The sequence below is a fragment of the Streptosporangium sp. NPDC004379 genome (genome assembly GCF_042873875.1).
Classification (GTDB): domain Bacteria; phylum Actinomycetota; class Actinomycetes; order Streptosporangiales; family Streptosporangiaceae; genus Streptosporangium.
The window spans coordinates 45700-69352 of sequence record NZ_JBIAMC010000004.1; the positions used below are offsets into that span (position 1 = coordinate 45700).

Sequence of the window (23653 nt, forward strand, 5' to 3'; positions counted from 1 at the left end):
GACCCGAACTGGATGGGGCGGGAAAAGACTGAGGGGCCCGGCAAGAGCCGGGCCCCTCAGGTGGAGCAGGTGAGCTTGAGGTTTGGACCCCCTAGCTCAGGTGATCGTCAGACTTACTTGACGATCGAGCCGGACCACACAGCGTTGGCCTGGTTGTAGACCGTCGCGGTCTCACCGTCGAAGTACGGGGAGGTGCTCAGGTCGTAGCGGCCGTTCTTGTCCTGGTCGCCGAACAGGCTGGTGACGCCGTTGACGTAGCCGAGACGCTTGGTGTTGCTGTACTTGATGAGCCACGGAGCGCCGTCGGCACCCGGGGTCATCGAGCACTTCAGGCCCACGTGCTCCTCGACCTTCTCGGCCGCGGAGACGTACACCTTGGCGGAGGTGGTGCCGTAGCACCACTTCGGCGTGACACCGGTGAAGGCCTTGTTGCCGTCGGGGTGCGCGTCGGCCGGGTAGCCGAACACGAACACCTTCTGGCCGGTCTTCTGGTTCCAGGCCACACCCTGGCCACCGACGTTGTCACCGAGCTTGCCGGCGTCCTTGATGAAGCCGTCGGCGATGACGTAGTGGAAGATCACGTACTGGACGGACGCGCTCTCCTTGACGTACTTCACCACGTAGAAGTGCGTGATGATGTAGTTGCCGTTCACGACCTCCTTGTAACCGGGGCCGGTGTAGGCGTCGTACGTCGCCTTGGTGACGTTCTCCTTGTGGCTGTACCACTTGGTGCCGGGCGCCGGACGGTTACGCGGGTCACGGGAGTGGGGGTCCTGGCCACGCTCAAGGGCGGGGGCCTTCTCGAAAGCCCACTTGTCGACCTCGACCGGAGCGGCCTTGGCGTCCTGGTGCTGCGGGCCAACCTCGTCCGAGGCGTCGACCTTGCGGACCTCGCCCTGGGCGCCCTTCTGGGTCAGGCGGTCGAAGGTCTCGAAGTCCTTGACGACCTCCTCCTTGACCTCCTTCTTGCCCTCGAACTTGTCGTACTCGGCCTTGGAGACTTCCTTGGCCGAGCCGCCACCGATCTGGACACCGTTGTAAACGGTCACGAACGCGTAGTCGCGGTCGCGGTCGTTGAACACGGAGTAGTCGTAGTGGGTGAAGGCGGTCTTGCCGACGTAGACGCCGAAGGGAGCCTTGCCCTGGTAGTAGGCCGGGACGAAGACCCACTTGTTCATGACGCTGCCGTTGGCCTTGTCGTCGTAGACGCAGTGGCCGGCGGTGGCGACGAGGTTGTGGTACTTCGACTGCACCGAGGTGGCGGAGCACCACTTCAGGCTGCCGTCGGGGGCCTCGAAGAACACCTTGCCGATGGTCTTCGGCAGGTTGATGTTCTTGACCTTGGCCGCGGTCTTCTTCTCCTCGCCGATGGGGGCGGCGAGACCCGGCTTGCCGTCAGCGGTGTAACCGCCACCGGCCTTCAGCTGCGGGGTGGCCTTGGTCTCCCAGGTGTAGGGAGTGGCCTTGGCCAGGTTGATCGTGTCGCCGTTCTTCGCGAGCCAGAACTCGGCCACGTCCTGCGCAGCAGGAGCGTCCTTGGCCATCGTGTCGGAGGCCCAGTCGGGAGCGGCGTTGGCGGTACCGGCGAGGCCGGCGGCCAGCAGGCCGGAGGCGAGGACGACGCCACCGGCGGGGAGGAGGATGCGCTTCAAGGGAAACTCCTTGGTCTGATGTGGAACGCTTCTTGCGTCCCATGCGTCAGTAAAGGGATAGCCAGAAACATACAGGGCGGATCTTGTGAATCGGAAGCCGCTTTGGTGGGTAAGAAGGGTATGAGCGGTGCCGAGACCGTTCTGTTACCTTCGCGGCGCGATGAAACCGTTGTGACGGTTGGGGTTTGCCGGACCTGTTTCCGCAGATAGTCATGATCTCGTCGCGGACGTGGCCCAAGTGGGGTGAGTGTCCGATCGCGGTCCGTGATCATCCCAATGTGACGCAGATCACATGGAACCGATGGCACCGAATCCGGCCGAACCACGTCTAACGCGCCCGATCCCCACCCCGCGCGGACCTCCAACCCCCGAGATCTTGCCTTTTGGCTCTCTCTGGTTCGTCCTCTATATGGCCCAAAGTCCGCTTTCTGTGGAGGGATGGCCCGATCCCGCTCCTCCCGGACGCCGCCGTGGAACCCCGGATCCCGCTCGAGGCCCCGGAATCCGCCGGGAAACCGGGAAACCCGTCGTGCAACCCCCGTAAACGCCGACGGGACCCGGCAGAAGATCTCTGCCAGGTCCCGTGGATGGGGTGGAGAAGCGCCCTCAGAGCCCGCCAGGGACCCCGAGAGGCGGGTGGCCTACCGGTACAGCTCGCCGTTCGGGCCGACGATCTTGCCGGACCACACGTTGGCGGCCTGGCGGTAGATGTCGGCCGTCTCGCCGTCGAAGTACGGCGAGGTGATCAGGTCGTAGCGGTCGTTCTTGTCCTGGTCGCCGAAGAGGCTGGTGACGCCGTTGACGTAGCCGAGACGCCGGCCGCTGCTGTACTGCGTCAGCCACGGACCGCCGTCGGCGCCCGGGGTGAAGGAGCCCTTGAGGCCCATGTGCTCCTCGACCTTGTGCTCGGGGGAGACATAGACCTTGCCGGACGGCTTGCCGTAGATGTACTTGGGCGTCACGCCGCTGTAGGGCTTGTCGCCGTCGGGGTGCGGGGCCGCGGGGTAGCCGAAGGCGTAGACGGGCTTGCCGGTCGGCTGGTTCCAGGTGACGCCCTGGCCGCCGACGTTGTCGCCCAGCGCGCCGACGTCCTTGGACTTCAGAATGTAGTACTGGCCGCCGCCGCCCCACTTGGGACCGGTGAACTTCTGGAAGTCGCCCCGGCTGACCTTGTTGACGCCGTCGAAGGCCACGCCGTTGAAGACGGTGACGAAGGCGTAGTCCTTGTCGTAGTCCTCGTAGTTGGCGAAGTCGTAGTGGGTGTAGGCGGTCTTGCCGACGTAGATGCCCCACGGCACCTTGCCCTGGTAGTAACCCGGGACGAAGACCCACTTGCTCATCGTGTCGCTGTTGGTCTCCGGGTCGTAGACGCAGTGACCGGCGGTGGCGACGAGGTTGCGGTACTTCGACTGGATCGAGGTGGCCGTGCACCAGCGGTACTGGCCGTTGACGACGAAGAACACCTTGCCGACCGTGCGGGGCAGGTTGACGTTCGTGACGCGGGTCTGGGCCGGCCTCTCCGAACCGGTCGGGCCGACGCTGCCGGGACGCCCGTCGGCGGAGAAGCCGCCGCCCGCCTTCATCTTCACGCCGCCGGGGTCGGGGTTGTAGGCCGTGGCCCTCTTGAGGGCGGCGAAGTTCGAGGCGGCCCAGAAGTTGATGACCGAGACGGCCGAGGCGTTGTTGGTCGCCATGGAGTCGGTGGCCCAGTCGGGGGCTGCCTGGGCGGTGCCGGCCGTGCCACCGGCCAGCAGGCCGAGAACGAGCGCGGCGCCGCCGAGGGGGAGGAGGGAACGCTTCACAGACATGCTCCTTGTGCTGCACCGTTTTCCGGATGATCCGGAAACTGCGGGAAGACAAGGAAGAAACCTACCAAGATCCGGCAGGCGGAGGGGGCGGATCCCCCTCATCCGCCCCCGCAGGACTCAGCTCGCGGTCTGGTGCGCGGCCCAGCGGTAGACGACATATGTCGAGGCCATGAAGTACGGCGAGGAGATGCGGTCGTACTTCTTGTCGGTGTCGGTGTCCCAGGCGAAACTGTTGACGCCGTTGAGGTAGCCGACGCCGTTGGCGGGGTCGTAGTAGACCAGCCAGGGGCCACCGCTGGCCCCGGCGGTGAACCCGCAGCGGAACGCGATGCCGCGGTCCACGAGGCGGGCCGGGGCGTTGGCCCGGTAGGTGCGCCCGTCGCACCGCTTCATCGTCCGGCCGTCGAACGGCCTGCTGCCGTCGATCTGCGGGGCCGCGGGGTAGCCGAAGGCGAAGGTGGACAGGCCGACGCCGCGGTTGACCATCAGTCCCTGCCCGCCGACGTTGTCCTCCAGCGCGCCGACGTCCTCCATCGTGTAGGCGCCGGCGGTCTTGCCGGGCTTCCAGCGGAACCCGTCGTGCACGGTGATGAACGCGTAGTCGTAGTCGTAGTCGCCCTGGGCGATGAACTTGGAGTGCAGGTTGAGCGTGTGGCCGACGTAGATGCCGTACGGGCTGCCGCCGTCGGCGTAACCGGGGATGAAGATCCAGTACTCGGCGAACCTGTCCTGCTTGGCGTCATAGGTGCAGTGCGCGGCCGTCGCGACCAGCCGGTGGTTGGCGGCGGCCACCGACGAGGCGGAGCACCAGTAGTCCTTGTCGCCGATCCGGAAGAAGACCTTGCCGACGGTGATCGGGTTGCTGCCGGCCGGCGGTCTCTTCTTCGGGAAGCTGGGGCTGATGACGGAGGACGAGGCGTCCCCGGCCGTCTTCGCACTCCCGGAACTCGTGCCGCCCGCGGGGACGGCGGCGCCCCCGGCGGGGATGGGCATCCCGCCCGCGGCCGTCGCGGTGGCGCTCGCCTTCGCGCTGGACGCCGGGGACGCCGACGCGGTGGAGGTGGCGCCACTGGGCTTGATCTCCGGGGTGGCCGGCGTGTTGTCCTGGGCCTTCTTCAGCCGGTCCGGGTTCCAGTACTCCGCGATCCGCTTCATGTCCGCGTCGGTCTTGGTCAGCGTGACGGAGGTGATGCCGTTGGGAGTGCCCGCCCAGGGCGCGGCCACCGCGTCCGCCCATGCGCTCCCGGCGAACGCGGACGCCAGCGTCACGCAGGCGGCGAACAGCGCGCCGAGCGTGGCGGTGAGTCGCCGGACGCGGGGGGACATGAGGGGCTTCCTTCCGGGGGACGGAGCTGGGGGGAGGGGGGCTGGGGAGGCGGTGGAAAACTATTTTTCCAGATCAATTTGGTTTTGGGCAGGTCGGCCAACCGATTCGCTCTGGCCCGGTCGTCCTGTCAGCCTGCCGCCGGGCGCATAAGCGCCCCGTCAAGACCCGCGAGACCCGGAAGGGCCGGGGCTTGCGCGCCCGGCCCTTCCGTTGCTTCGCACCGCGAGGACTAGGAGGGGAGCTTCCCGGTCCAGAGGTTGGCGGAGTGCTTGTAGATGGCGGCGGTCTCACCGTTGAAGTACGGCGTGGTCGTCCGGTCGTAGCGGTCGTTGTTGTCGCTGTCGACCGTCAGGCTCACGACGCCGTTGAGGTAGCCGATCCGCTTGCTGTTCGAGTACCGCAGCAGGAAGGGGCCGCCGCTGGCGCCGGGGGTGAAGGCGCACTTGATGGCCTGCTGCTCCTCGGCCTTGTACTTCGAGACCACGGGGGCGGCGACGGTCGTGCCGTAGCACCACTTCATGGTCTGGCCGCTGTAGGGGCGGCTGCCGTCGGGGTGGCCCTGGGTCGGGTAGCCGAAGGTGAAGACCTTCTTGCCCAGCTTCTGGTTCCAGGCCACACCCTGGCCGCCGACGTTGTCACCCAGGCGGCCGGCGTCGGCCACCGTGGTGATGAAGTACCGGAAGATCACGTACTTCACCGACGCGGTCTTCTTGATGTACTTCACCACGTAGTAGTGGGTGATGGTGTAGTTGCCCTTGCTGTCGAGCTTCTTGTAGCCCGGGCCCTTGTAGGCGTCGTACTCGGTCTTGGTGACGTTCTCGACGCTGGTGGCCAGCTTGGAGCCGCTCTTGGGCCAGTCGGCCTGGTCCAGCGTCTTGTCGCCGCGGGTGACCTTGCCGTCCTTGAGGCCGTAGACGTCGCCGGAGACCTTCTCCCAGGTCCACTTGTCGGTCTCGACCGCGACACCGATGGCGTCCTTGTACTGCGGGCCGACCTCGTCCTCGGAGGAGACGTTCTCGACCTTGCCGAGACCGCCCTTCTGGGTCCACCGGTCGTAGGTCTCGAAGTCGACGACCTTGGAGTCCTCGCGGCCCGCGCCGCCCTTGTCGACGTGCGCCTTGTAGGTCTTGTAGTCGACTTCCTTCTCGGCCTGCTGCTTGATGCCGTTGTAGACGTTGACGAAGGCGTAGTCGTAGTCGTAGTCCTCGAAGACCGTGAAGTCGTCGTGGGTGTTGACCTTGGCGCCGACGTAGATGCCCCAGGGAGCCTTGCCCTGGTAGTAGCCGGGGATGAAGACGAAGTTGTCGTACGGCTTGTTGCTGTCGGTGTCGTACACGCAGTGGCCGGCGGTGGCGACCAGGTTGCGGAACTTCGACTGGATCGAGGTGCCGGAGCACCAGCGCTCCTGACCCTTGTCGTCGACGAAGAAGACCTTGCCGACGGTGATGGGCAGGTTCACGTTCTTCGAACGGCCGGCGGTCTTGCCGCCCTCGCCGGTCGGGGCGACCTGGCCCGGCTTGCCGTCGGCGGCGGCCTTGGCGGCGCCGGTCTTCGTCAGCTTGGCCGAGATGGTGGAGTCGGCGGTGAAGGTCTTCGCCGACTTCAGCTTGGAGGAGGTCCAGTACGCCGCGATGGCCTTCGCGTTGCCGGACGGGGTGAGCGCGGCCGACTTGACGTCGGGCTTCGGCGCGGCCTGGGCGGTGCCCGCGAGAGGGGCCGCGATCATGGTGGCCGCGACGAGGGCGCCACCGGCGGGGAGGGCCAGGCGCTTGGCTCGGGAGTTCAATCTAGCTCCTTCTTTGTCGTGAGTCGCTCGGGTTGACTCACGCATGCGTAAAGAGACAAGAGGAGACCGTACTCGGCAAAGTCGGCTTAAAGAGACCGAAAGTGGACAGTCAAGAGGGACCGTTACGGGGTCGTTACCAAAACCATGGAACCGAAATCCGCGAACCGGCGTCTGATCTACTTCTTCTTGATCGACTGCCTCGAAACCGGCCGTACGCCGTGCTGAGCTGGGGCTGCGCGCCGCCGCCGCGACGGCGGAACGGTCCACGATCTTTTTCCGGAAGGTGCGTCGCCGCGAGACAGGAAGCGGCCGGGCGTTGTAGCATTCCCGCAGTTCAGAGCCTTGATCCATCCCCCCGGTCAGGCCGGTCACCTCGTTCCGGCCCGCCCACGCAACGCCGTCCTCGGGGGATTCCATGTCACGTCTCCGCTGCCTGGCAGCCGCCGGTCTCGTCCTGATCTCCAGCACCGCCCTCACCACCGCCGCGGCGACCGCCGCCACCGCCGCGTCCGGGACCCGGGAGACCGGGATCGCGAGGACGCCCGGGGCCTCCTCGCTGAAACCCGTACCGCCGCGGGTCCAGCGGATGCGGAACCGCAACGCCGCGCCGCCCCGGCGCAGGCGTCCCTGGAAGACCATCCGGATCGAACCGGCCGCACCACCCCGCGCCGCCGACCAGCAGCGGCCCGCCGACCAGCAGCGTCCGTCCGCGACCGGCCAGCGGCCCCCCTCGGCCCGGCAACGGCCGCCCGCGGCTCCCGCGGCGCAGCAGGGGCCCGCCGTCTCCCCGCAGTCCATGACCGATCCGCGCAGGCCGGCGCCCCTGATGTCGCCCGAGAACATGCGGGTGCTCGTGCTGACCGTCACGCCGGGGGAGCAGTTCTCGGCCTCCACGGCGCGGTCCGCTCTGCTCGTCTGCGACCCGCCGCGCGGCTCGCACCCGCAGGGGGCCAGGGCGTGCGCGGAGCTCAGCGTGGTCAACGGCGAGTTCACCGCGCTCCGGCCGCAGCCGGGGGTGGCGTGCACGATGCAGTACGACCCGGTGACCGTGACCGCGAGCGGCATCTGGGACGGCCGCAGCATCAGGTACCAGCACACCTTCGGCAACTCCTGCGTGATGCGGGCCAGCACCGGCTCGGTCTTCGCCTTCTAGGAGACGTCCGGACCCGAACCGAGGTGATCAGGATCCCGGAGAAGGGGATCCGGTTCCCATGAGTGCCTCGCGGCGCCCCGCGCCGTGAGGCGCCGATGCCCGAGGGCGTCGTGAACCCCCGGTGCCGCAGCGCACCGCAAGCCCCGGGTGAGGGCCGCGGAATCCCGAAACCGCGGGCCCCCGGACCACGAAGGGGCCCGGTCTCCACGGAGACCGGGCCCCTCGTCACGGCGGGCGGCCGAATGGCCTTGCGGCCGCCCGGCGGGGGTTTTCGCGCGACCCCGTCAACCGGTCCAGCGGTTGGCCGCGGCCTTGTAGACCTTGTAGGTGTCGGTGTCGAAGTACGGCGAGGAGATCCTGTCGTAGCGGTCGTTCTTGTCGGTGTCCCACGCGACGCTGTTGACGCCGTTGATGTAACCGGTCCGCGTGGAGTTCTTGTACTTCAGCAGCCAGGGGCCGCCGCTGGCGCCCGCGGTGAAGGCGCACCTGAAGCCGACGTGCTCCTGGATGTTGTACTGCGGGGCGGCGGGCATGGCGGCCGCGGTGCCGTAGCACCACTTCATGGTGCGCCCGCTGAAGGGCTTGTCGCCGTCGGGGTGCAGGCCGGCCGGGTAGCCGAAGGAGAAGATGTCGTTCTTCACCTTCTGGTTCCAGGCGAAGCCCTGGCCGCCGACGTTGTCACCGAGCCGGCCGACGTTCTTGATGGCCGGCTTCCACTTCCCGTCGGTGCCCTTCTCCCAGTCGACCTTGTAGCCGGAGCTGACGTTGACGAACGCGTAGTCGAAGTCGTAGTCCTCCTTGACCACGAAGTCATCGTGCGCGTTGAACCACTTGGCGGCGTAGACGCCGTACGGGTTCTTGCCGTTCCACGCCTGGTCGCCGTCCCAGTAGGAGGGGATGAAGACCCAGTTGTCGTAGAACTTGTTGCTCTTCACGTCGTAGACGCAGTGCGCCGAGGTGGCGACCAGGTTGCGGTACCTTCCCTGGATCGAGCTGCCGGAGCAGTACTTCCAGCTCTTGGGGTCCGCCGGGTCGGAGCCGGGCAGGGTGAAGAAGACCCGGCCGACGGTGTTGGGCAGGTTGACGCTCCTGCTCCTGGTGGACCTGCCGCCCTCCTGCCCGATCGGCGGGACCGATCCGGCCTTGCCGTCGGGCTGCCCGGCGGCCTTGGACGCCGTACCGCCCCTGACGCTCAGGTCGAGGTCGCGGGAGGCGTCGGTGGCCCGGCGCATCCGCTCCGGTGACCAGAAGGAGGTGGCCTCGACGGGGGTCTCCGAAGCGGGGGAACTCACCACGTCACCGGGGGACGACGCGCCGGCCTGCGCGGTGGAGGTGGCGCCGATCACGCCGGTGACCATGAGGGCACCGGTGAGGGGGATCGCGAGGCGCCGTGCTCGGGGATTCAATGGAGCTCCTTTCGTTCTCGGCGAGGGTCGGGACTTCCGCTCGCCAGGAAAACGCTCGGAACGCTACTGAATTGATCAAGGCTTCGGCGATGAAATGACGCGAAAAAGTCTGGAACGGTTCCATGTGATGCGAAGGTGTTATGTGAATAGCGATTGGTTATGATTTGTCGAAAAGGTATATCTCCTGGTGGGAGTGCCTGTAGGGATCGCGCGAAATAGTCTGTAGCACCATCGTCACCACTGGCAGGAATTCGTTTCCCCGGTAACCGGGGGCACGTGAGTCGATTGGGGGCGACGCGGTACGGAACGCATGGGAAGTGGTGCGGTGCAAGGCGTGGGCGGCGCGGTGGTTCGGTTCAGGCGCGGACGGGGCGGCGGTGCGATGCGGCGCGGAATGGAAAGACGCCGACCTGTGACCGCCCCGACGAGGGCGCCGGGACCTCCGTGGCTCGATGATGGGACACGGAGTGCACCTTCCGTACGAAGGCGGCAGCGGCATGGCCGGCGAGCGAGACGACATCATCGAGACGGGACGGCCCGAGGGCGCCCGGCGGCGGGCCGGGGCCGGAGCCGGGATCGCCGTACTGCTCGTGCTCGCGGCCGTGACGGTCTCCGGCCTGCTGTCCGGCCCCGAGCCCGGAGAGGTCCCGCCGTCCCCGCCGTCCAGGCCGTCCCCGCCGTCGGCGGCGCCCACCGGAAGGTCCTCCCAGGCTCCCTCCGACGATCCGGCGCCCAACGTGCTGCGTCCGCGGACCCGGCACCGGGGCGGCAGGGAGATCCTGGATCTCGTCTTCCCCGACGGCACCGCGGCCGAGCTGAGCTACCCGGCAGGGCTGGGCCTGGCTGAGCTGGGCGTACGGCCCGCGTACGGCGGATGGCCCGACGGGCGTCCCGGCCTGTTCCGGCTGCTCGTCGCCCCGTCCGGCGGGCCGGAACGGGACGGCTCGCCGATCCGGTCGATGGCGGAACGGGTCACCCTGTGGCCCCCGGTGAGCCCCGCCGAAGGCGACGTGCTGCTGTTCGACTTCGCCCCCTGGTACGTCGCGCTGCACGACTCCAAGGAGGGAATGGCCTTCGAGGACCGGCTCCTGTGGGCCCGCGGCCTGCGCGGCAGGACGACCGGGAACGGCTACCTGGTGCTGACGGCCGGGCCTCCGCTGCGGCTGGCCCGGCCCGGGGAGCTGTTCGGGCAGGAGCCCGCGGGGCCGCAGCTGTGGTTCGGGGGCGCCAGGGAGACGCTGGTGGTGATGGCGCCGATGCCGGGTTGCGACGCCGGGAGGATCCGGATGGCGATGATCGGGGAGCGGCGCCGCTTCTCCGCCGAGACCTGCCGCGACGGGGTGTACGTCGCGGCCTCCGGCGAGCGCGGGCACGTCGAGCGGGTGATCGACGGCGTCCGGTTCCGGCTCGGCCGTACCCCGGTCCCGTGAGGAACCGTCAGGCGCAGGCGCCGCGGGCCGGTCGGTGGGACCGGGTCGCCGCGTCCCGGTCTCGCCTGCCGGATCGGACGACCCGCGCGTCCCGAAGGGCCTGCCGGGGCGGGCGGCCCGCATGCGCCGAAGGACCCGCCGGGCGGGCGGGGGTGCCGCGGGAGGCGCGGGCCGGAGGCGTAGGGTGCGGCCATGTTCGCCGTAACCGCCACACAGACCGACCCCGACAACCCCCTCGCCGGGCTGACGCTCGGTGAGCGACCCGAACCCGAGGTCCCCGACGGCTGGACCACCGTCACGGTCCGGGCCGCCGCGCTCAACCACCACGACCTGTGGACGCTGCGGGGCGTGGGCATCCGCCAGGAGCGGCTGCCGATCATCCTGGGCTGCGACGCCGCCGGAGTCGACGAGGACGGCAACGAGGTCATCGTCCACGCGGTGATCGGGAACGGCCCCGACGAGACACTCGATCCGAAGCGGTCCCTGCTGTCGGAGACGTACGACGGGACCTTCGCCGAGCGGGTGGCCGTGCCGCGGCGCAACCTGGTTCCCAAGCCCGCCGCGCTCGGGTTCGAGGAGGCGGCCTGCCTGCCGACCGCGTGGCTGACCGCCTACCGGATGCTGTTCGACAAGGCCGGTCTGGAGCCCGGCTCCACCGTGCTCGTCCAGGGCGCGGGCGGCGGCGTGGCGACCGCGCTGATCGCGCTGGGCCGCGCGGGCGGCTACCGGGTCTGGGCCACCAGCCGCTCGGAGGAGAAGCGGTCCCGTGCCCTCGACCTGGGCGCCGATCAGGTCTTCGAGAGCGGGGCCAGGCTGCCCGAGCGGGTGGACGCGGTGATGGAGACCGTCGGCCAGGCGACCTGGGACCACTCGCTGAAGTCGCTGCGGCCCGGCGGGCGGATCGTGGTCTCCGGCGCGACCAGCGGCGCGGTGCCGCCGGCCGACCTGAACCGGGTGTTCTTCCTCCAGCTCTCCGTGGTCGGCTCGACCATGGGCACCCGCGACCAGCTCGCCCGGCTCGCCCGGTTCCTGGAGCAGACCGGCGTCCGCCCGCCGATCGACCGGACGCTCCCGCTGACCGAGGCCGCCGAGGGGTTCGCGGCCATGGAGAAGGGCGACCTCTTCGGGAAGGTCGTCTTCACCACCGGAGGCTGAACCGGACAGGGTACGGCCGGCCACCGGGCGGGCCGTACCGAGCCGGACCGGCGGCGCGGCCGTCGCCCGCCGGCGCCGCCCCGGCACGTTCCGGACCCCGCGGGCCGTACCCGCGGGTCGATGCGCGGCTCAGCGCAGGGCGTCGCGGATGCGGCGGGCGGCGTCGTAGAGCGCGTCCTGCGCGGTGGCCAGGGTCTCCTCGGTCACCCGGCGGCCGGCCGCGTCGGCACGGACCTCCTCGGCGAACTCGGCCAGCATCTGCCCGAGCCGGGGGTCACCCGACGGGTCCTGCCCGGGGAAGCCCTCGGCCCACAGGCGCTTCCACTCCTGCTTCCATTCCTGCTTCAGCTCACCGGCGTGCCGCTGCCACTCCTGCTTCTGCCGCTGCCATTCGGTCTTCTGGCGCTGCCATTCCTGCTTCTGGCGCTGCCACTCGGCCTTCTGCTCCCGCCACGCCTCGCGCTGGTTGCGCTGGTCGTCCGGGTGGTCGCGGTGGTCCCGGCGGCCCTCGCCCTGCTGCCCGGCGCCCTGCTGTCCGGCGCCCTGGCGCATGTCGCGCGCCATCTGGGTGAGCTCCTCGCGCAGCGAGCGGACCGTGTCGCGCACGTCCTCCTTGACCTCGCGGGCGATGTCGCGGACGGAGTCGGAGATCTCCTGCTCCAGGTCGGCGAGCTCGTCCATCCGGGCGTCCAGCTCCTCGCGGCCCCGTTCGGTGATCGTGAAGATCTTCTTGCCGTTCACCACCTCGTGGGTGACCAGGCCCTCCTCCTCCAGCCGGGCCAGGCGCGGATAGATCGTGCCGGGGGAGGGGGAGTACACGCCGAGGAAGCGGTCCTGCAGCAGCCGGATCACCTCGTAGCCGTGGCGGGGGCTCTCCTGGAGCAGTTTCAGCAGGTACAGCCGGAGCCGTCCGTGACCGAAGACCGGGCTCATGCGCGTTCTCCCTTCAGAAGCGTGACGTCCGCGGTGACGGTGGCCGCCGACAGGGACGCCATGCCGCCGCCGAGCCTGCCGCCGAGCGTCCTGATCCCGGGCTGGCCGGACTCGGCGAGCCCGGCGAAGGCGCTGGCCAGCCTGCCGGAGGTGGAGCGGATCGTGACGTCGGCCTCGACGTCGTGCGGCAGGCGGAGCACGATGTCGCCGGAGACGCTGTGCAGCGTCACGTGGCCGGTCGGCGGGAGCTCCAGGTCGGCGGTGATCCGGCCGGAGACGGTGTTGGCGCGCAGCCGGCGGGGCGTTCCCTTGGCCACGGTCAGCTCACCCGAGACGCTCTTGACCGACAGGTCGCCCGCCAGGCCGCGGCTCTCGACGGAGCCGGAGACGGTGTCCGCGTGGGTCTCGCCGCTCACGCCGTCGAGCACGATCTCCCCGGAGACGCTCCTGACCGTGGTGCGGTTCTCGAAGCCGGTGACGACCGCGGAGGCGGAGACCACCCCCACGGCGACCGGGCACTCCCGGGGTACGGTCAACGTCAGCGTGGCCTCCCGGCGCCCGGACCGCAGCCAGCTCAGCAGGCCGTCCCAGGTGAGGTCGCCGTAGGCGACGGTGAGGGTGCCGTCGTCGTCGTGGGTGACGACCAACGGCGGGCTGTCGATGCCGGTGACGTCCAGGGTGGCGGGGCCGTCGCTGGCCAGCACCGCCAGTCTGCCCGCGACGATCCGGACGTTGAGCCCGCTGACCGCGTCGAAGGTGAGCTGTCCGGGTTCGTCGATGGTCCACTGCCGCATGTCGGTGACCTCCTTGAGGACACGATATGTCGCGTCGCCGACGAAGGTCAAGATATATCGCGTCGAAACGGGTCAGTCGTCCTCGTCGTCCAGCCGGGCGAGCCAGGTGGCCAGCCGCTCCACCGGGGTCTCGAACTCCGGGTTCAGGTCGACGAACTCGCGCAGCCGGTCGGCCAGCCAGGCGAGGCTGACCTCCTCCTCGCCACGGCGGGCGGCGAGCTCCTCGATGCCGCGATCGGTGAAGTACATGGTTCTCCTCGAAGGTGGAAAGGGGCGGTAACGGGGAAGTCCCCCGCACGGAGCATGCGGGGGACTTCCGGGAAGCGGTGCCCGGTTCCGGCCCCGCCTCCTCCGGGAATCCGGCGGGAGACGGGGTCGGCCGGGTTCGCGACCTGAGCCGGGACGGCCGGGCTGCGGCCTGGGCCGGGACGGCGATCAGCCGAAGACCTGCGCCAGGATCTGCTGCAGCTCCCGCTCGTGCGCCGAGTGCGAGCCGGTCGCCGGGGAGGAGTTGGCCCTGCGGGAGACCCGCCGGATCGGACGCCCGCCGAACACGTCGGGCTTCTCCGCCATCTTCAGCGTCAGGAACGGCCACGGCCCCATGTTGAGCGGCTCGTCCTGCGCCCAGACCAGCTCGACGCCGTCGCCGTAGCGCGCCAGCTCCGCCTGGAGCGGGTTCGTCGGGAACGGGTAGAGCCGCTCCAGGCGGACGATCGCCACGTCGTTGCGGCCCTGCGCGTCACGCGCCGCGGCCAGGTCGTAGTAGATCTTGCCGGAGCAGAGCACGACCTTGCGGACGTCGCCCGGGTTCACCGTGACGTCGCCCAGCACCGGCCGGAACGCCCCCGAGGTGAAGTCGGAGACCGATGAGACCGCCGCCTTGTGCCGCAGCAGCGACTTGGGCGTGAACACCACCAGCGGGCGGTGCCGGTTCGACTTCGCCTGCCAGCGCAGCAGGTGGAAGTAGTTGGCCGGCAGGGTCGGCTGGGCCACGGTCATGTTGTCGTAGGCGCACATCTGCAGGAAGCGCTCGATGCGGGCCGACGAGTGGTCGGGGCCCTGGCCCTCGTAGCCGTGCGGCAGCAGCAGGGTCACGCCGGAGCGCTGGCCCCACTTCTGCTCGCCGGCGGTGATGTACTCGTCGATGACGGACTGCGCGCCGTCGACGAAGTCACCGAACTGGGCCTCCCAGCAGACCAGCGCGTCGGGGCGCTCCACGCTGTAGCCGTACTCGAAGCCGAGGGCGGCGTACTCGCTGAGCAGCGAGTCGTAGACGTAGAACTTCGTCGTGCCCTGGTTGAACGTCTTGAGCGGGGTGTGCTCCTCGCCGGTGAGGCGGTCGACCAGCACGGCGTGCCGCTGGGTGAAGGTGCCGCGCCGGGAGTCCTGGCCGACCAGGCGGACCGGGTGGCCGTCGATCAGCAGCGAGCCGAAGGCCAGGGTCTCGCCCGTGCCCCAGTCGATGCGGTCCTCGGCGACCATCTGGCCGCGGCGCTGCAGCACCGGCTGCAGACGCGGGTGGACGGTGAAGCCCTCGGGGAGGTTGAGCTGGGTGTCGACGATCCGCTTGACGGTCTCCTCGGAGACGGCCGTCTGGACGTCGTCGTGGGACCACTCGATGCTGCCGTCGACGTCGACCGGGCGGGTGAACTCGCCGGTCGCCTCCTTGTCGACCTCGCGGGTCTCGGCGAAGGCGTTCTCCAGCTTGGCCTGGTAGTCGCGGAGCGCGCCCTCGGCCTCCTCCACCGTGATGTCGCCCCGGCCGATCAGCGCCTCGGTGTAGAGCTTGCGGATGGAGCGCTTGGCGTCGATCAGGTCGTACATCAGCGGCTGGGTGAAGCTCGGGTTGTCGGTCTCGTTGTGACCGCGCCGCCGGTAGCAGATCAGGTCGATGACGACGTCCTTGCGGAACGCCTGGCGGTACTCGAACGCCAGCCGCCCGACCCGGACCACGGCCTCGGGGTCGTCGCCGTTGACGTGGAAGATCGGCGCCTGGACCATCCGGGCGACGTCGGTGGCGTAGACCGACGACCGGGACGAGGCCGGGGAGGTGGTGAAACCGACCTGGTTGTTGACCACGATGTGCACGGTGCCGCCGGTGCGGTAACCGCGCAGCTGCGACAGGTTCAGCGTCTCGGCCACCACGCCCTGGCCGGCGAAGGCCGCGTCGCCGTGGACCAGCACCGGAAGGACGGTGAAGCCCTCCTCGCCGCGCTCCAGGAGGTCCTGCTTGGCGCGGACCACGCCCTCCAGGACCGGGTCGACCGTCTCCAGATGGGAGGGGTTGGCCACGACCGAGGTCTTGAGCTTGGAGCCGTCGGCGGAGACGAAGTCGCCGCTGGCGCCCAGGTGGTACTTCACGTCACCGGAGCCGTGGGCGCTGCGCGGGTCGATGTTGCCCTCGAACTCGCCGAAGATCTGGCCGTAGGACTTGCCCACGATGTTGGCCAGGACGTTCAGGCGGCCGCGGTGGGCCATGCCGACCACGGCCTCGTCGAGCTTGTCGTCGGCGGCGGCGCTCAGCACCGAGTCGAGCAGCGGGATCAGCGACTCGCCGCCCTCCAGCGAGAACCGCTTCTGGCCGACGTACTTGGTCTGCAGGAACGTCTCGAACGCCTCGGCGGTGTTCAGGCGTTCCAGGATGCGCAGCTGCTCGTCCCGGTCTGGCTTGGCGTGCGGGCGCTCCACCCGCGCCTGGATCCAGGCCCGCTCCTCGGGATTCTGGATGTGCATGTACTCCACGCCGATGGTGCGGCAGTAGGAGTCGCGCAGCACGCCGAGGATCTCGCGCAGCCGCATCAGCGGGCGGCCGCCGAAGCCGCCGGTGGCGAACTCGCGCTCGAGGTCCCACAGGGTCAGCCCGTGCGACTTGATGTCGAGGTCGGGGTGCTTGCGCTGCTTGTACTCCAGCGGGTCGGTGTCGGCCATGAGGTGGCCGCGGACCCGGAAGGCGTGGATCAGCTCGATGACCCGGGCGGACTTGGCCACGTCGTCGTCGTGGGTGGCCGAGATGTCCTGGACCCAGCGGACCGGCTCGTAGGGGATGCGCAGGGCCTCGAAGATCTCGTCGTAGAAGCCCTCCTCGCCCAGGAGCAGACGGTGGATCTGGCGCAGGAAGTCGCCCGACTGGGCGCCCTGGATGATCCGGTGGTCGTAGGTGCTGGTGAGCGTCATGACCTTGCTCACCGCGAGCCGGGAGAGCGTCTCGGGGGAGGCGCCCTGGTACTCGGCGGGGTACTCCATCGCGCCGACGCCGATGATCGTGCCCTGGCCGGGCATCAGGCGCGGCACCGAGTGGACGGTGCCGATCGTGCCGGGGTTGGTCAGGGAGATCGTGGTGCCCGCGAAGTCCTCGACGGCGAGCTTGCCGCCCCGGGCCTTGCGGACGATCTCCTCGTAGGCGACCCAGAACTGGCGGAAGTCCATGTTCTCGGCGCCCTTGATGGAGGGCACGAGGAGCTGGCGGGTGTCGCCCTTCTGGATGTCGATCGCCAGGCCGAGGTTGACGTGCTCGGGCTTGACCAGCACCGGCTTGCCGTCGACCTCGGTGTAGGAGAAGTTCATCTCCGGCAGGGCCGCGAGGGCCTTGACGACCGCGAAGCCGATCAGGTGCGTGAACGACACCTTGCCGCCGCGACCGCGCGACAGGTGGTTGTTGATCACGATGCGGTTGTCGATGAGCAGCTTCGCCGGGACCGCGCGGACGCTGGTCGCCGTGGGCACATGGAGGCTGGCCTCCATGTTGGACGCCGTACGGGCGGCGGCCCCCCTGAGTCGGACTTCCTCGGCGCCGGCGGCGGGCACGCTCGTCTCCTGCTTGGTCTTGGCCGCCGGGGTGGTCGTGGCGGCCGCTGGGGCCGCCGCCTTCGGCGCGGGGGCTGCCGGTGCGGGGGCCGGGGTCGCCGGGGCCGCAGCCGGGGTGGGGGTGGCGGGCGCGGCGGCGGCCGTGCCCGGGGGCGCGGCACGACCGGCCCCGGAGTCAGGGGTGTAGTCGGCGAAGAAGTTCCACCAGGCCCGGTCGACGGACTCGGGATCCTGGAGGTACTTCTGGTACAGCTCGTCGACCAGCCATTCGTTCTGACCAAAGGCTGCCAGCGGGTTTGTCCGCGACGACTCAGACGACACGGCGGAAATCGCCCTCTTCCGCAGATCGGCGTTGATGATGTTGATGATGGAGAACCGGTCCAAGGCTACTCGCCCGGACCCGGACCTGCGCCATTCCGGCGGCACCTCGCCGCCCGACCTTCCCAGGGTAGTCGAAAACGGTCACGCCCGAGGGCTCTGTCCGGGAGATGCGATCCTCGTCACTCGTCGTCGGCCGGTCCGGGCCGCCTGTCGCCCGCCGGACCGGATCATTCGCCATCGGCCGGGCCGACGGTCCTCGTCTCGACGCGCGCGCCGGGGCCGACGGCCCGCAGGAGCCCGGCCAGCTCGTCACCGGCGGCGGTCAGCTCCCCGATCGTCATGGGTTCGAGCCGCTCCAGCAGGAACAGCGCGTCGGTCGTCTCCTCGGTGATCCGGGTCCGCACGCACTGACGCCAGTTCCAGCGGCGGCAGGTGACGCCGCGGTCGTCGCGCCAGACCACCTCGCCGATCTCGGGGTGGTCGACGGCCGGCTCGCCCCGGTCGGTCGTCTCGAACGGCTCGTCGCCTCCCGCCCGGACCAGCCTGGCCGCCCCCTCGTAGCGGCCGAGGTCCTCGCCGCCGATCGGCAGGCCGTACCGGACGCTGACCGCGTTGTAGGCGTCGACCGCGAGGTTGACCTCCGGCAGCGGCATCCGCCGGACCAGCGCGTCCACCGACGGCCGGGTCCGCTGCGGTTTGGCCCCGAAGGCGCGGTAGGCCTCCCGCCACGCCTCGATCCTCGGGTCGCCGGCCGGTACGGCGTCGCGGGCGGCCTCGGCCAGCCAGGCCCGCGACCGGTCGTCGGTCGGGCCGTTGCGCAGGCCGTACACGCCCATGACCAGGACGGCGAAGTCGGGCCGCAGGGAGGTGACGGAGGGGTCCACCCGGATGTCGTCGATCACGGGCCCAGTTTAGGCGGGACGGCGGGGACGGTCCGTGGACGTGGAACCGGCCCCTCCGCGGCGGGTGCGCCGCCGGGGAGGGGCCGGGGATCGGGGAGGGCGGGGACGCTCAGCGGCAGGGGGAGCCGTTGAGGAGGAACCGCTCGGGGGCCGGGTCGGCGCCCGGGGCGGACTTCCCGTTGAACCCGAAGGTGACCGACCCGCCGGGGGCGATCTTCTTGTTCCAGCTCAGGTTCCGCGCGGTGACCGCCGCGCCCTTCTGGTCGACCTCGGCGCTCCAGGCGCCGGTGATCTTCCGGCCGCCGACGAAGGACCACTTCAGCGTCCAGCCGTCGATCGCCTTCGTGCCGGTGTTGCGGAGGGTGACCTGGGTGGTGAAGCCGTCGGGCCAGGCGCCGTGCCGGGTGTAGGAGACCTCGCAGGAGGCCGCGGGGGCGTCGTCGGCGACGAAGGCCGCCACCCAGGCCAGCGGGGCGTTCCAGTTGATGGTCAGCTCGTTGGTCGACCACGACTCGATGTCGTCGATGTAGCAGAACTGCGGGGCGCAGCCGCGCAGCTTGGCCTGGGCGGTCGGGTCCTGCAGGCCGGAGTTGGGGCCGCCGGCCAGGGTGCCGCGCGGCGGGTTGGGCAGGGACGGGTCGAGCTGGTGGGAGTACCAGCGGCTGTGCTGGTTGTGCGAGGCGACCTCGCCGTAGCCGGTGACGTACGACTGGTTGAGCGCGTTGCGGCCGAGGATGTAGTCCATCGTCTCGACCGCTCCGTCGCGGTACTTCGCCTCGCCGCTCAGGTCGTGGGCGACGGCCAGCACGACCGCGTTGTTCAGCACCTGGCTGTTGGAGCCCCACTCGAAGCTCGCCGGGCCGTACGGCATGCCGTACGGCTGGGCCTTCTGGATGGCGAGGTACTTGTCCGCGCCGGCCAGGACCGACGCCCGTACGGCGTCGCGGCCCGGCAGGGCGTTCGGCACGGAGGCCAGGTCGAGGCGGCCGAGCTGGGCGACGCTGCCCCAGTTGAAGCCCTCGGGGTTGAAGATGTCGGCCTTGTGCAGCGGGGAGGCGAGGACGTGGTCGGCGAACTCCTTCTCGCCGGTGGTGATGTACAGCTCGGCCGCCGCCCAGTAGAACTCGTCGGTCACGGTGGCGTCCTCGTAGGCGCCGCCGCCCACGCCGTCGGAGGGGCTGGCGTAGAGGGCGGGCTCGGCCTTGGCCGCGGCCCACGCCTTGCGGGCGGCCTTGAGGTTGCGCTCGGCGAACGCGGCGTCGTACGGCGCGAACAGCCGGGCGGCCTGCGCGGCGGTGGCGGCCAGGTTGAGGGTGGCGGCGGTGGACGGCGGGTGCAGCTCGCGCTTCTGCGGGTCGAGATGCGGCAGCAGCGGCAGGCCGGTCCAGTTGGCGTCGTGGATCTTGTGGTGGGCCATCCCGGCGTGCGGCTTGCCGTCCGGGACCTGCATGCTGAGCAGGAACTCCTGCTCCCAGCGGGCCTCGTCGAGGATGTCGGGCACCCCGTTGCCGCTCTCGGGGATGTTGAGCTGCCCGTCGGAGAAGACGCCCGTCGCCGCGGCCCGTTCGAAGGCCGACATGACCTGGTGGACCGAGATGCCGCCGTTGACGACGTACTTGCCGTGGTCTCCGGCGTCGTACCAGCCGCCCCTGACGTCGAGCGTGTAGTCGCAGACGCCCGGCTGGCAGGGCACCTTCACGTCGCCCTGGTTCGGCGCGACGCCCAGGTGGCCGGCGGGCCTGCCGTACCCGGGGCGGAGGTCGTCGCGGATCTCGATGCCGCTGCGCTGGGGGTAGAAGAACTTCAGCGCGTCGTCCCGCATCCGGTCGTAGAGGTCGCGGCCGATGTCGAAGGGGCGGCTGGTCTCGCCGTCGGCCTCCAGCGTGTAGCCGGTCCCGGCGGCTTCGACGGAGCCGAAGTCGATCGAGTGGACGTTCTGGCCGGAGGTGGCGTCGTTTCCGCGCGGGGTGGTCTCGCCGGTCGCGACGACCTCGCCGCCCTTCTTCAGCCGCCAGGTCACCGGCTCGGTCCGCTCGGTGACCAGGGTGGCGTTCTTCGGCCCCGAGGGGAGGTAGCCGACCATGTTCACCCGGACCCGCGGTCCGGTGTCGGGCTTGTACACGTCGGGCTCGGCGCCGCCCTTGAGGGACACGTTGTCCAGGCAGAAGCGCCAGGGCGTGGCGCCGCCGCCGAGCTGGAAGACCACCTGGCCCTTGGGCTGGTCGACGGGGGAGGTGAAGGTGTAGGCGTAGTCGTTGCCCGACACGCTCAGCTCGGGGTTGACCGACAGGTAGGCGGTGTAGGGGTCGGAGGGCATCTGGACGATGGCCTTGGCGACGTGCCCGGGGTCGGCGGCGGCGAAGAAGGAGAACGCGTAGGTCTCGTCCTTGACCAGCGGGATGTCGTTGATCCCGACGATGACGTCCCAGGGGTTGACGGTGCCGCCGGGGACGTCGGCGCAGAGCCGGCCGCCGTCGACCTCCAGGGCGGTGTTGCCGGTGCTCCACCAGGGGGCCGAACCGGTGTCGAAGGTGCCGTTGGGGATCTGCTCCGGGCCCTCCTCGGCGGCGGCGGTGGCGGGCGTCGCGGAGAAGGTCATCGCGGCGGCGGCCACGGCGAGGGCGAGCCAGGCGGGGGGTCTGATCACGTGGTGTCCTTCGGGGGCGCGCGGTCAGCGGGTGCTCTGGGAACCGGGGACGACCCGGGGAGGGTCGTGGGAGCGTTCCCACGGATGGGACGCCCGATGGTTCCAGCGTGTTTCCCAGGGCGTCAACGGCCTGGCCCCCGGCGCGCCCGCTGACCGGCCCGGCGGGCGGCGCGCCCGGTGAAACTTTCATGGAGCGGCCGGGCGGGGGCCGACCGGCCGGGCCCGGCGACCGGACCATGACCGACAGACCCCGAGCGCCGGGCCCGGCGCTCGGAGTCCGGTGATCGGGGTCCGGCGTCCCGGCGCTCAGGGTCCGGGGTCCGCCGGTCGGCGTCCGGTGCTCAGGGGCCGCCGGCGTCGCGGCGGGTGCGTGCCGGTGCGACGGTCAGGGGGCCGTCCAGTCGATCTCGGGGCCCAGGGGGACGATCCCGGTGGGGTTGATGTTCCGCTGCGTCACGAAGTAGTGCCGCTTGATGTGGTCGAAGTCGGTCGTGTCGCGGAAGGCCGGGATCGCGTACAGGCGGCGGGCGTAGGCCCACAGCGCCGGGTGGTCGGTCAGCCGCCGCACCGAGCACTTGAAGTGCGAGTAATAGACCGCGTCGAACCGGGCGAGCGTCGGGTAGAGCCGTACGTCGCTCTCGGTGAGGGCGTCGCCGTGCAGGTAGGGGCGGTCGGCGAGTCGCTCCTCCAGCGTGCCGAGCGTGGCGAACACGTCGGTGACCGCCTCCTCGTACGCCTCCTGCGAGGTGGCGAACCCGGCGCGGTAGACGCCGTTGTTGAGGCCGTGGAAGATCTGGTCGTTCAGCGCGTCGATCTCCGCGCGCAGCGCGGCCGGGTACAGGTCGGGGGCGCCCTCGGCGTGCCAGGGCGCGAAGGCCGTCTCCAGCGTCAGCGTGATCTGCGGGTAGTCGTTGGTGACCAGGACCCCGGTCTCGGCGTCCCAGACGCAGGGCACGGTGTAGCGGCCCTCGAAGCCGGGATCGGTCGCGAGGTAGAGCTCGGAGAGGAACTCCGCGCCGCTGACGGGGTCGCCTCCGGGGATCCGCCAGCCCCGCTCGTCGCGGATCGGGTCGACGATCGTCACGCCGACGACCTCCTGGAGGCCGAGCAGTTCGCGCACGATGAGCGAGCGGTGCGCCCACGGGCAGGCGTAGGAGGCGTAGAGCCGGTAGCGGCCGGCCTCGGGCGGGTGCTCGCCGCCCTCCTCGATCCGCGTGGTGAACCGGTTCGGCTGCCGGACGAAGCGCCCGGTGTCGGAGGTCTCGCGTGCCAGGTCCATGCTCCCGACCGTACGGCACCGCAGTAGAACATGGTTCGGTAACCCGGCAGAATCACGGGAGAGCAGGGGTGACGAAGGGAGAAGCGGGACATGCGGAGAGAGACGGTGACCCCGGCGAACGAGGCCCAGCGCCAGGCGTGGCGGAGCGGGGGCTTCCCCGAGGTGGAACGGGTGCGGCCGGGGGTGTGGTCGATCCCGGTGCCGATCCCGATCCACCCCCTGCGCTACGTGCTGGTCTACGCCCTCGAACTCCCCGGCGGGGTGGCGATCGTGGACGCCGGGTGGGACACGGAGGAGGCGTACGGCGCGCTGGTCGCCGGGCTGGGGGTCGCCGGGTACGAGATCACCGACGTCCGGGCGGTCCTGGTGACCCACATGCACCCCGACCACTACGGGCTGGCGGGGCGGGTCCGCGAGGCGTCGGGCGCGTGGATCGGCCTGCACCCGGCGGACGCCCGGCTGCTGGCCGGCCGCTACGACGAGAGCCTGGCCGACGACCTCGTACGGCGTGAGCGCGGCCTGCTGGCGCGGTCCGGGGTGCCGGAGCCGTCCCTGGACGAGCTCGCCGGGGCGTCCATGATGATCCGGCACTTCGTGAGCATGGCCAAGCCCGACCGGTTGATCGAGGACGGCGAACGCCTCGGCCTGCCCGGCTGGGACCTGCGGGCGGTGTGGACGCCGGGGCACTCGCCGGGCCACCTGTGCTTCGCCGAGCCGGAGCGGCGGCTGCTGTTCTCCGGCGACCACGTGCTGCCCCGGATCACGCCGATCGTCGCCGTGCACCCGCAGTCCGGGCCCAACCCGCTCGCCGACTACCTGGAGGCGCTGGCGGCGGTGGGCAGGCTCGACGTGGAGGAGGTGCTGCCCGCGCACGAGTACCGCTTCCTGGAACTGGCCGGCCGGGTGGGCGACGTGATCGCCCACCACCACGAGAGGCTGGCCGAGATCGAGGAGGTGGTCGGCGCGGCGGACGGCGTCTCCTGCTGGGACACGGCGACCCGGCTGACGTGGTCGCGGCCCTGGGAGAGCATCCCGTCGTACATGCGGCGGGGGGCCAACAACGAGACACTGGCGCACCTGGTGTGGCTGGAGGCCGCCGGGCGGCTGCGCCGGGTCGCGGGGGAGCCCGAGCTCTGGTTCCCCGCCTGACCGCGATCCGTTCCGGGCTGTTCCGGGCCGTTCTGGGGTGTCCGGTTCAGGGGAGATTTATGACACTTCGGGAAGACGCAGTGCTGTTATCGGGTTATGGGCGGGCG

At 70.3% G+C, this 23653-nt stretch carries 16 protein-coding genes; 4 read left to right on the forward strand and 12 right to left on the reverse strand.

The genetic code is table 11. From position 1 onward, the window contains the following. Positions 1-113 precede the first annotated feature (113 nt). From ACFYSC_RS10220 to ACFYSC_RS10235, 4 genes are all read right to left on the reverse strand, one after another. Positions 114-1652, reverse strand: a complete 1539-nt coding sequence (locus ACFYSC_RS10220) for a trypsin-like serine peptidase (protein ID WP_389959372.1) — start codon at positions 1650-1652, stop codon at positions 114-116. A 641-nt stretch (positions 1653-2293) separates the two neighbouring features. Beyond that, the gene (locus ACFYSC_RS10225) at positions 2294-3460 is read right to left on the reverse strand and encodes a trypsin-like serine peptidase (protein WP_389959375.1); all 1167 of its coding nucleotides are present in this window, start codon (positions 3458-3460) and stop codon (positions 2294-2296) included. Between the two features lie 117 nt (positions 3461-3577). Then, complete coding sequence (locus ACFYSC_RS10230; RefSeq protein ID WP_389959378.1) at positions 3578-4786, reverse strand: trypsin-like serine peptidase; 1209 nt, start codon at positions 4784-4786, stop codon at positions 3578-3580. Between the two features lie 230 nt (positions 4787-5016). Continuing rightward, positions 5017-6573 carry a hypothetical protein gene (locus tag ACFYSC_RS10235; RefSeq protein WP_389959381.1) on the reverse strand — a complete coding sequence of 519 codons (1557 nt, stop codon included), beginning with the start codon at positions 6571-6573 and terminating at the stop codon, positions 5017-5019. Between the two features lie 415 nt (positions 6574-6988). Between ACFYSC_RS10235 and ACFYSC_RS10240 the strand changes: the two genes are divergently transcribed. Continuing rightward, entirely contained in the window at positions 6989-7726 is a 738-nt protein-coding gene (locus tag ACFYSC_RS10240) for an SSI family serine proteinase inhibitor (RefSeq protein WP_389959384.1), read from the forward strand. 284 nt (positions 7727-8010) lie between these two features. Here the strand turns inward: ACFYSC_RS10240 and ACFYSC_RS10245 are convergent, their stop codons facing one another. Further along, positions 8011-9132 carry a serine protease gene (locus ACFYSC_RS10245; protein ID WP_389959387.1) on the reverse strand — a complete coding sequence of 374 codons (1122 nt, stop codon included), beginning with the start codon at positions 9130-9132 and terminating at the stop codon, positions 8011-8013. 497 nt (positions 9133-9629) lie between these two features. On the opposite strand from ACFYSC_RS10245, the gene ACFYSC_RS10250 reads away from it, so the two are divergent. Both ACFYSC_RS10250 and ACFYSC_RS10255 read left to right on the forward strand, forming a co-directional pair. After that, positions 9630-10562, forward strand: a complete 933-nt coding sequence (locus ACFYSC_RS10250) for a hypothetical protein (protein WP_389959390.1) — start codon at positions 9630-9632, stop codon at positions 10560-10562. A 192-nt stretch (positions 10563-10754) separates the two neighbouring features. Further along, complete coding sequence (locus ACFYSC_RS10255) at positions 10755-11717, forward strand: zinc-binding dehydrogenase (protein ID WP_389959393.1); 963 nt, start codon at positions 10755-10757, stop codon at positions 11715-11717. 129 nt (positions 11718-11846) lie between these two features. Here the strand turns inward: ACFYSC_RS10255 and ACFYSC_RS10260 are convergent, their stop codons facing one another. The 7 genes from ACFYSC_RS10260 to ACFYSC_RS10290 form a co-directional block, all read right to left on the reverse strand. Next, on the reverse strand, positions 11847-12650 hold the full coding sequence (locus ACFYSC_RS10260; RefSeq protein WP_389959395.1) for a helix-turn-helix transcriptional regulator: 804 nt from the start codon (positions 12648-12650) through the stop codon (positions 11847-11849). Then, the gene (locus ACFYSC_RS10265; RefSeq protein ID WP_389959398.1) at positions 12647-13444 is read right to left on the reverse strand and encodes a DUF4097 domain-containing protein; all 798 of its coding nucleotides are present in this window, start codon (positions 13442-13444) and stop codon (positions 12647-12649) included. Before ACFYSC_RS10265 ends, ACFYSC_RS10260 begins: the two co-directional genes overlap by 4 nt. Positions 13445-13516: 72 nt before the next feature. Next, the gene (locus ACFYSC_RS10270; protein WP_362934986.1) at positions 13517-13693 is read right to left on the reverse strand and encodes a DUF6104 family protein; all 177 of its coding nucleotides are present in this window, start codon (positions 13691-13693) and stop codon (positions 13517-13519) included. 186 nt (positions 13694-13879) lie between these two features. Then, a complete protein-coding gene (locus ACFYSC_RS10275; RefSeq protein ID WP_389959402.1) occupies positions 13880-17569 on the reverse strand; it encodes a multifunctional oxoglutarate decarboxylase/oxoglutarate dehydrogenase thiamine pyrophosphate-binding subunit/dihydrolipoyllysine-residue succinyltransferase subunit in 3690 nt (1229 codons plus the stop codon). 227 nt (positions 17570-17796) lie between these two features. Then, positions 17797-18471: a B3/4 domain-containing protein gene (locus ACFYSC_RS10280; RefSeq protein WP_389959405.1), complete on the reverse strand. Its 675-nt coding sequence runs from the start codon at positions 18469-18471 to the stop codon at positions 17797-17799. Positions 18472-18580: 109 nt separating this feature from the next. Then, positions 18581-21118 carry a glycoside hydrolase family 9 protein gene (locus tag ACFYSC_RS10285; RefSeq protein ID WP_389959409.1) on the reverse strand — a complete coding sequence of 846 codons (2538 nt, stop codon included), beginning with the start codon at positions 21116-21118 and terminating at the stop codon, positions 18581-18583. Positions 21119-21503: 385 nt separating this feature from the next. Beyond that, positions 21504-22397, reverse strand: coding sequence for a glutathione S-transferase family protein (locus ACFYSC_RS10290; RefSeq protein WP_389959412.1), 894 nt, complete (start codon positions 22395-22397; stop codon positions 21504-21506). Positions 22398-22487: 90 nt separating this feature from the next. On the opposite strand from ACFYSC_RS10290, the gene ACFYSC_RS10295 reads away from it, so the two are divergent. After that, positions 22488-23546 carry an MBL fold metallo-hydrolase gene (locus ACFYSC_RS10295; RefSeq protein WP_389959415.1) on the forward strand — a complete coding sequence of 353 codons (1059 nt, stop codon included), beginning with the start codon at positions 22488-22490 and terminating at the stop codon, positions 23544-23546. The last annotated feature ends 107 nt before the right edge of the window (positions 23547-23653 follow it).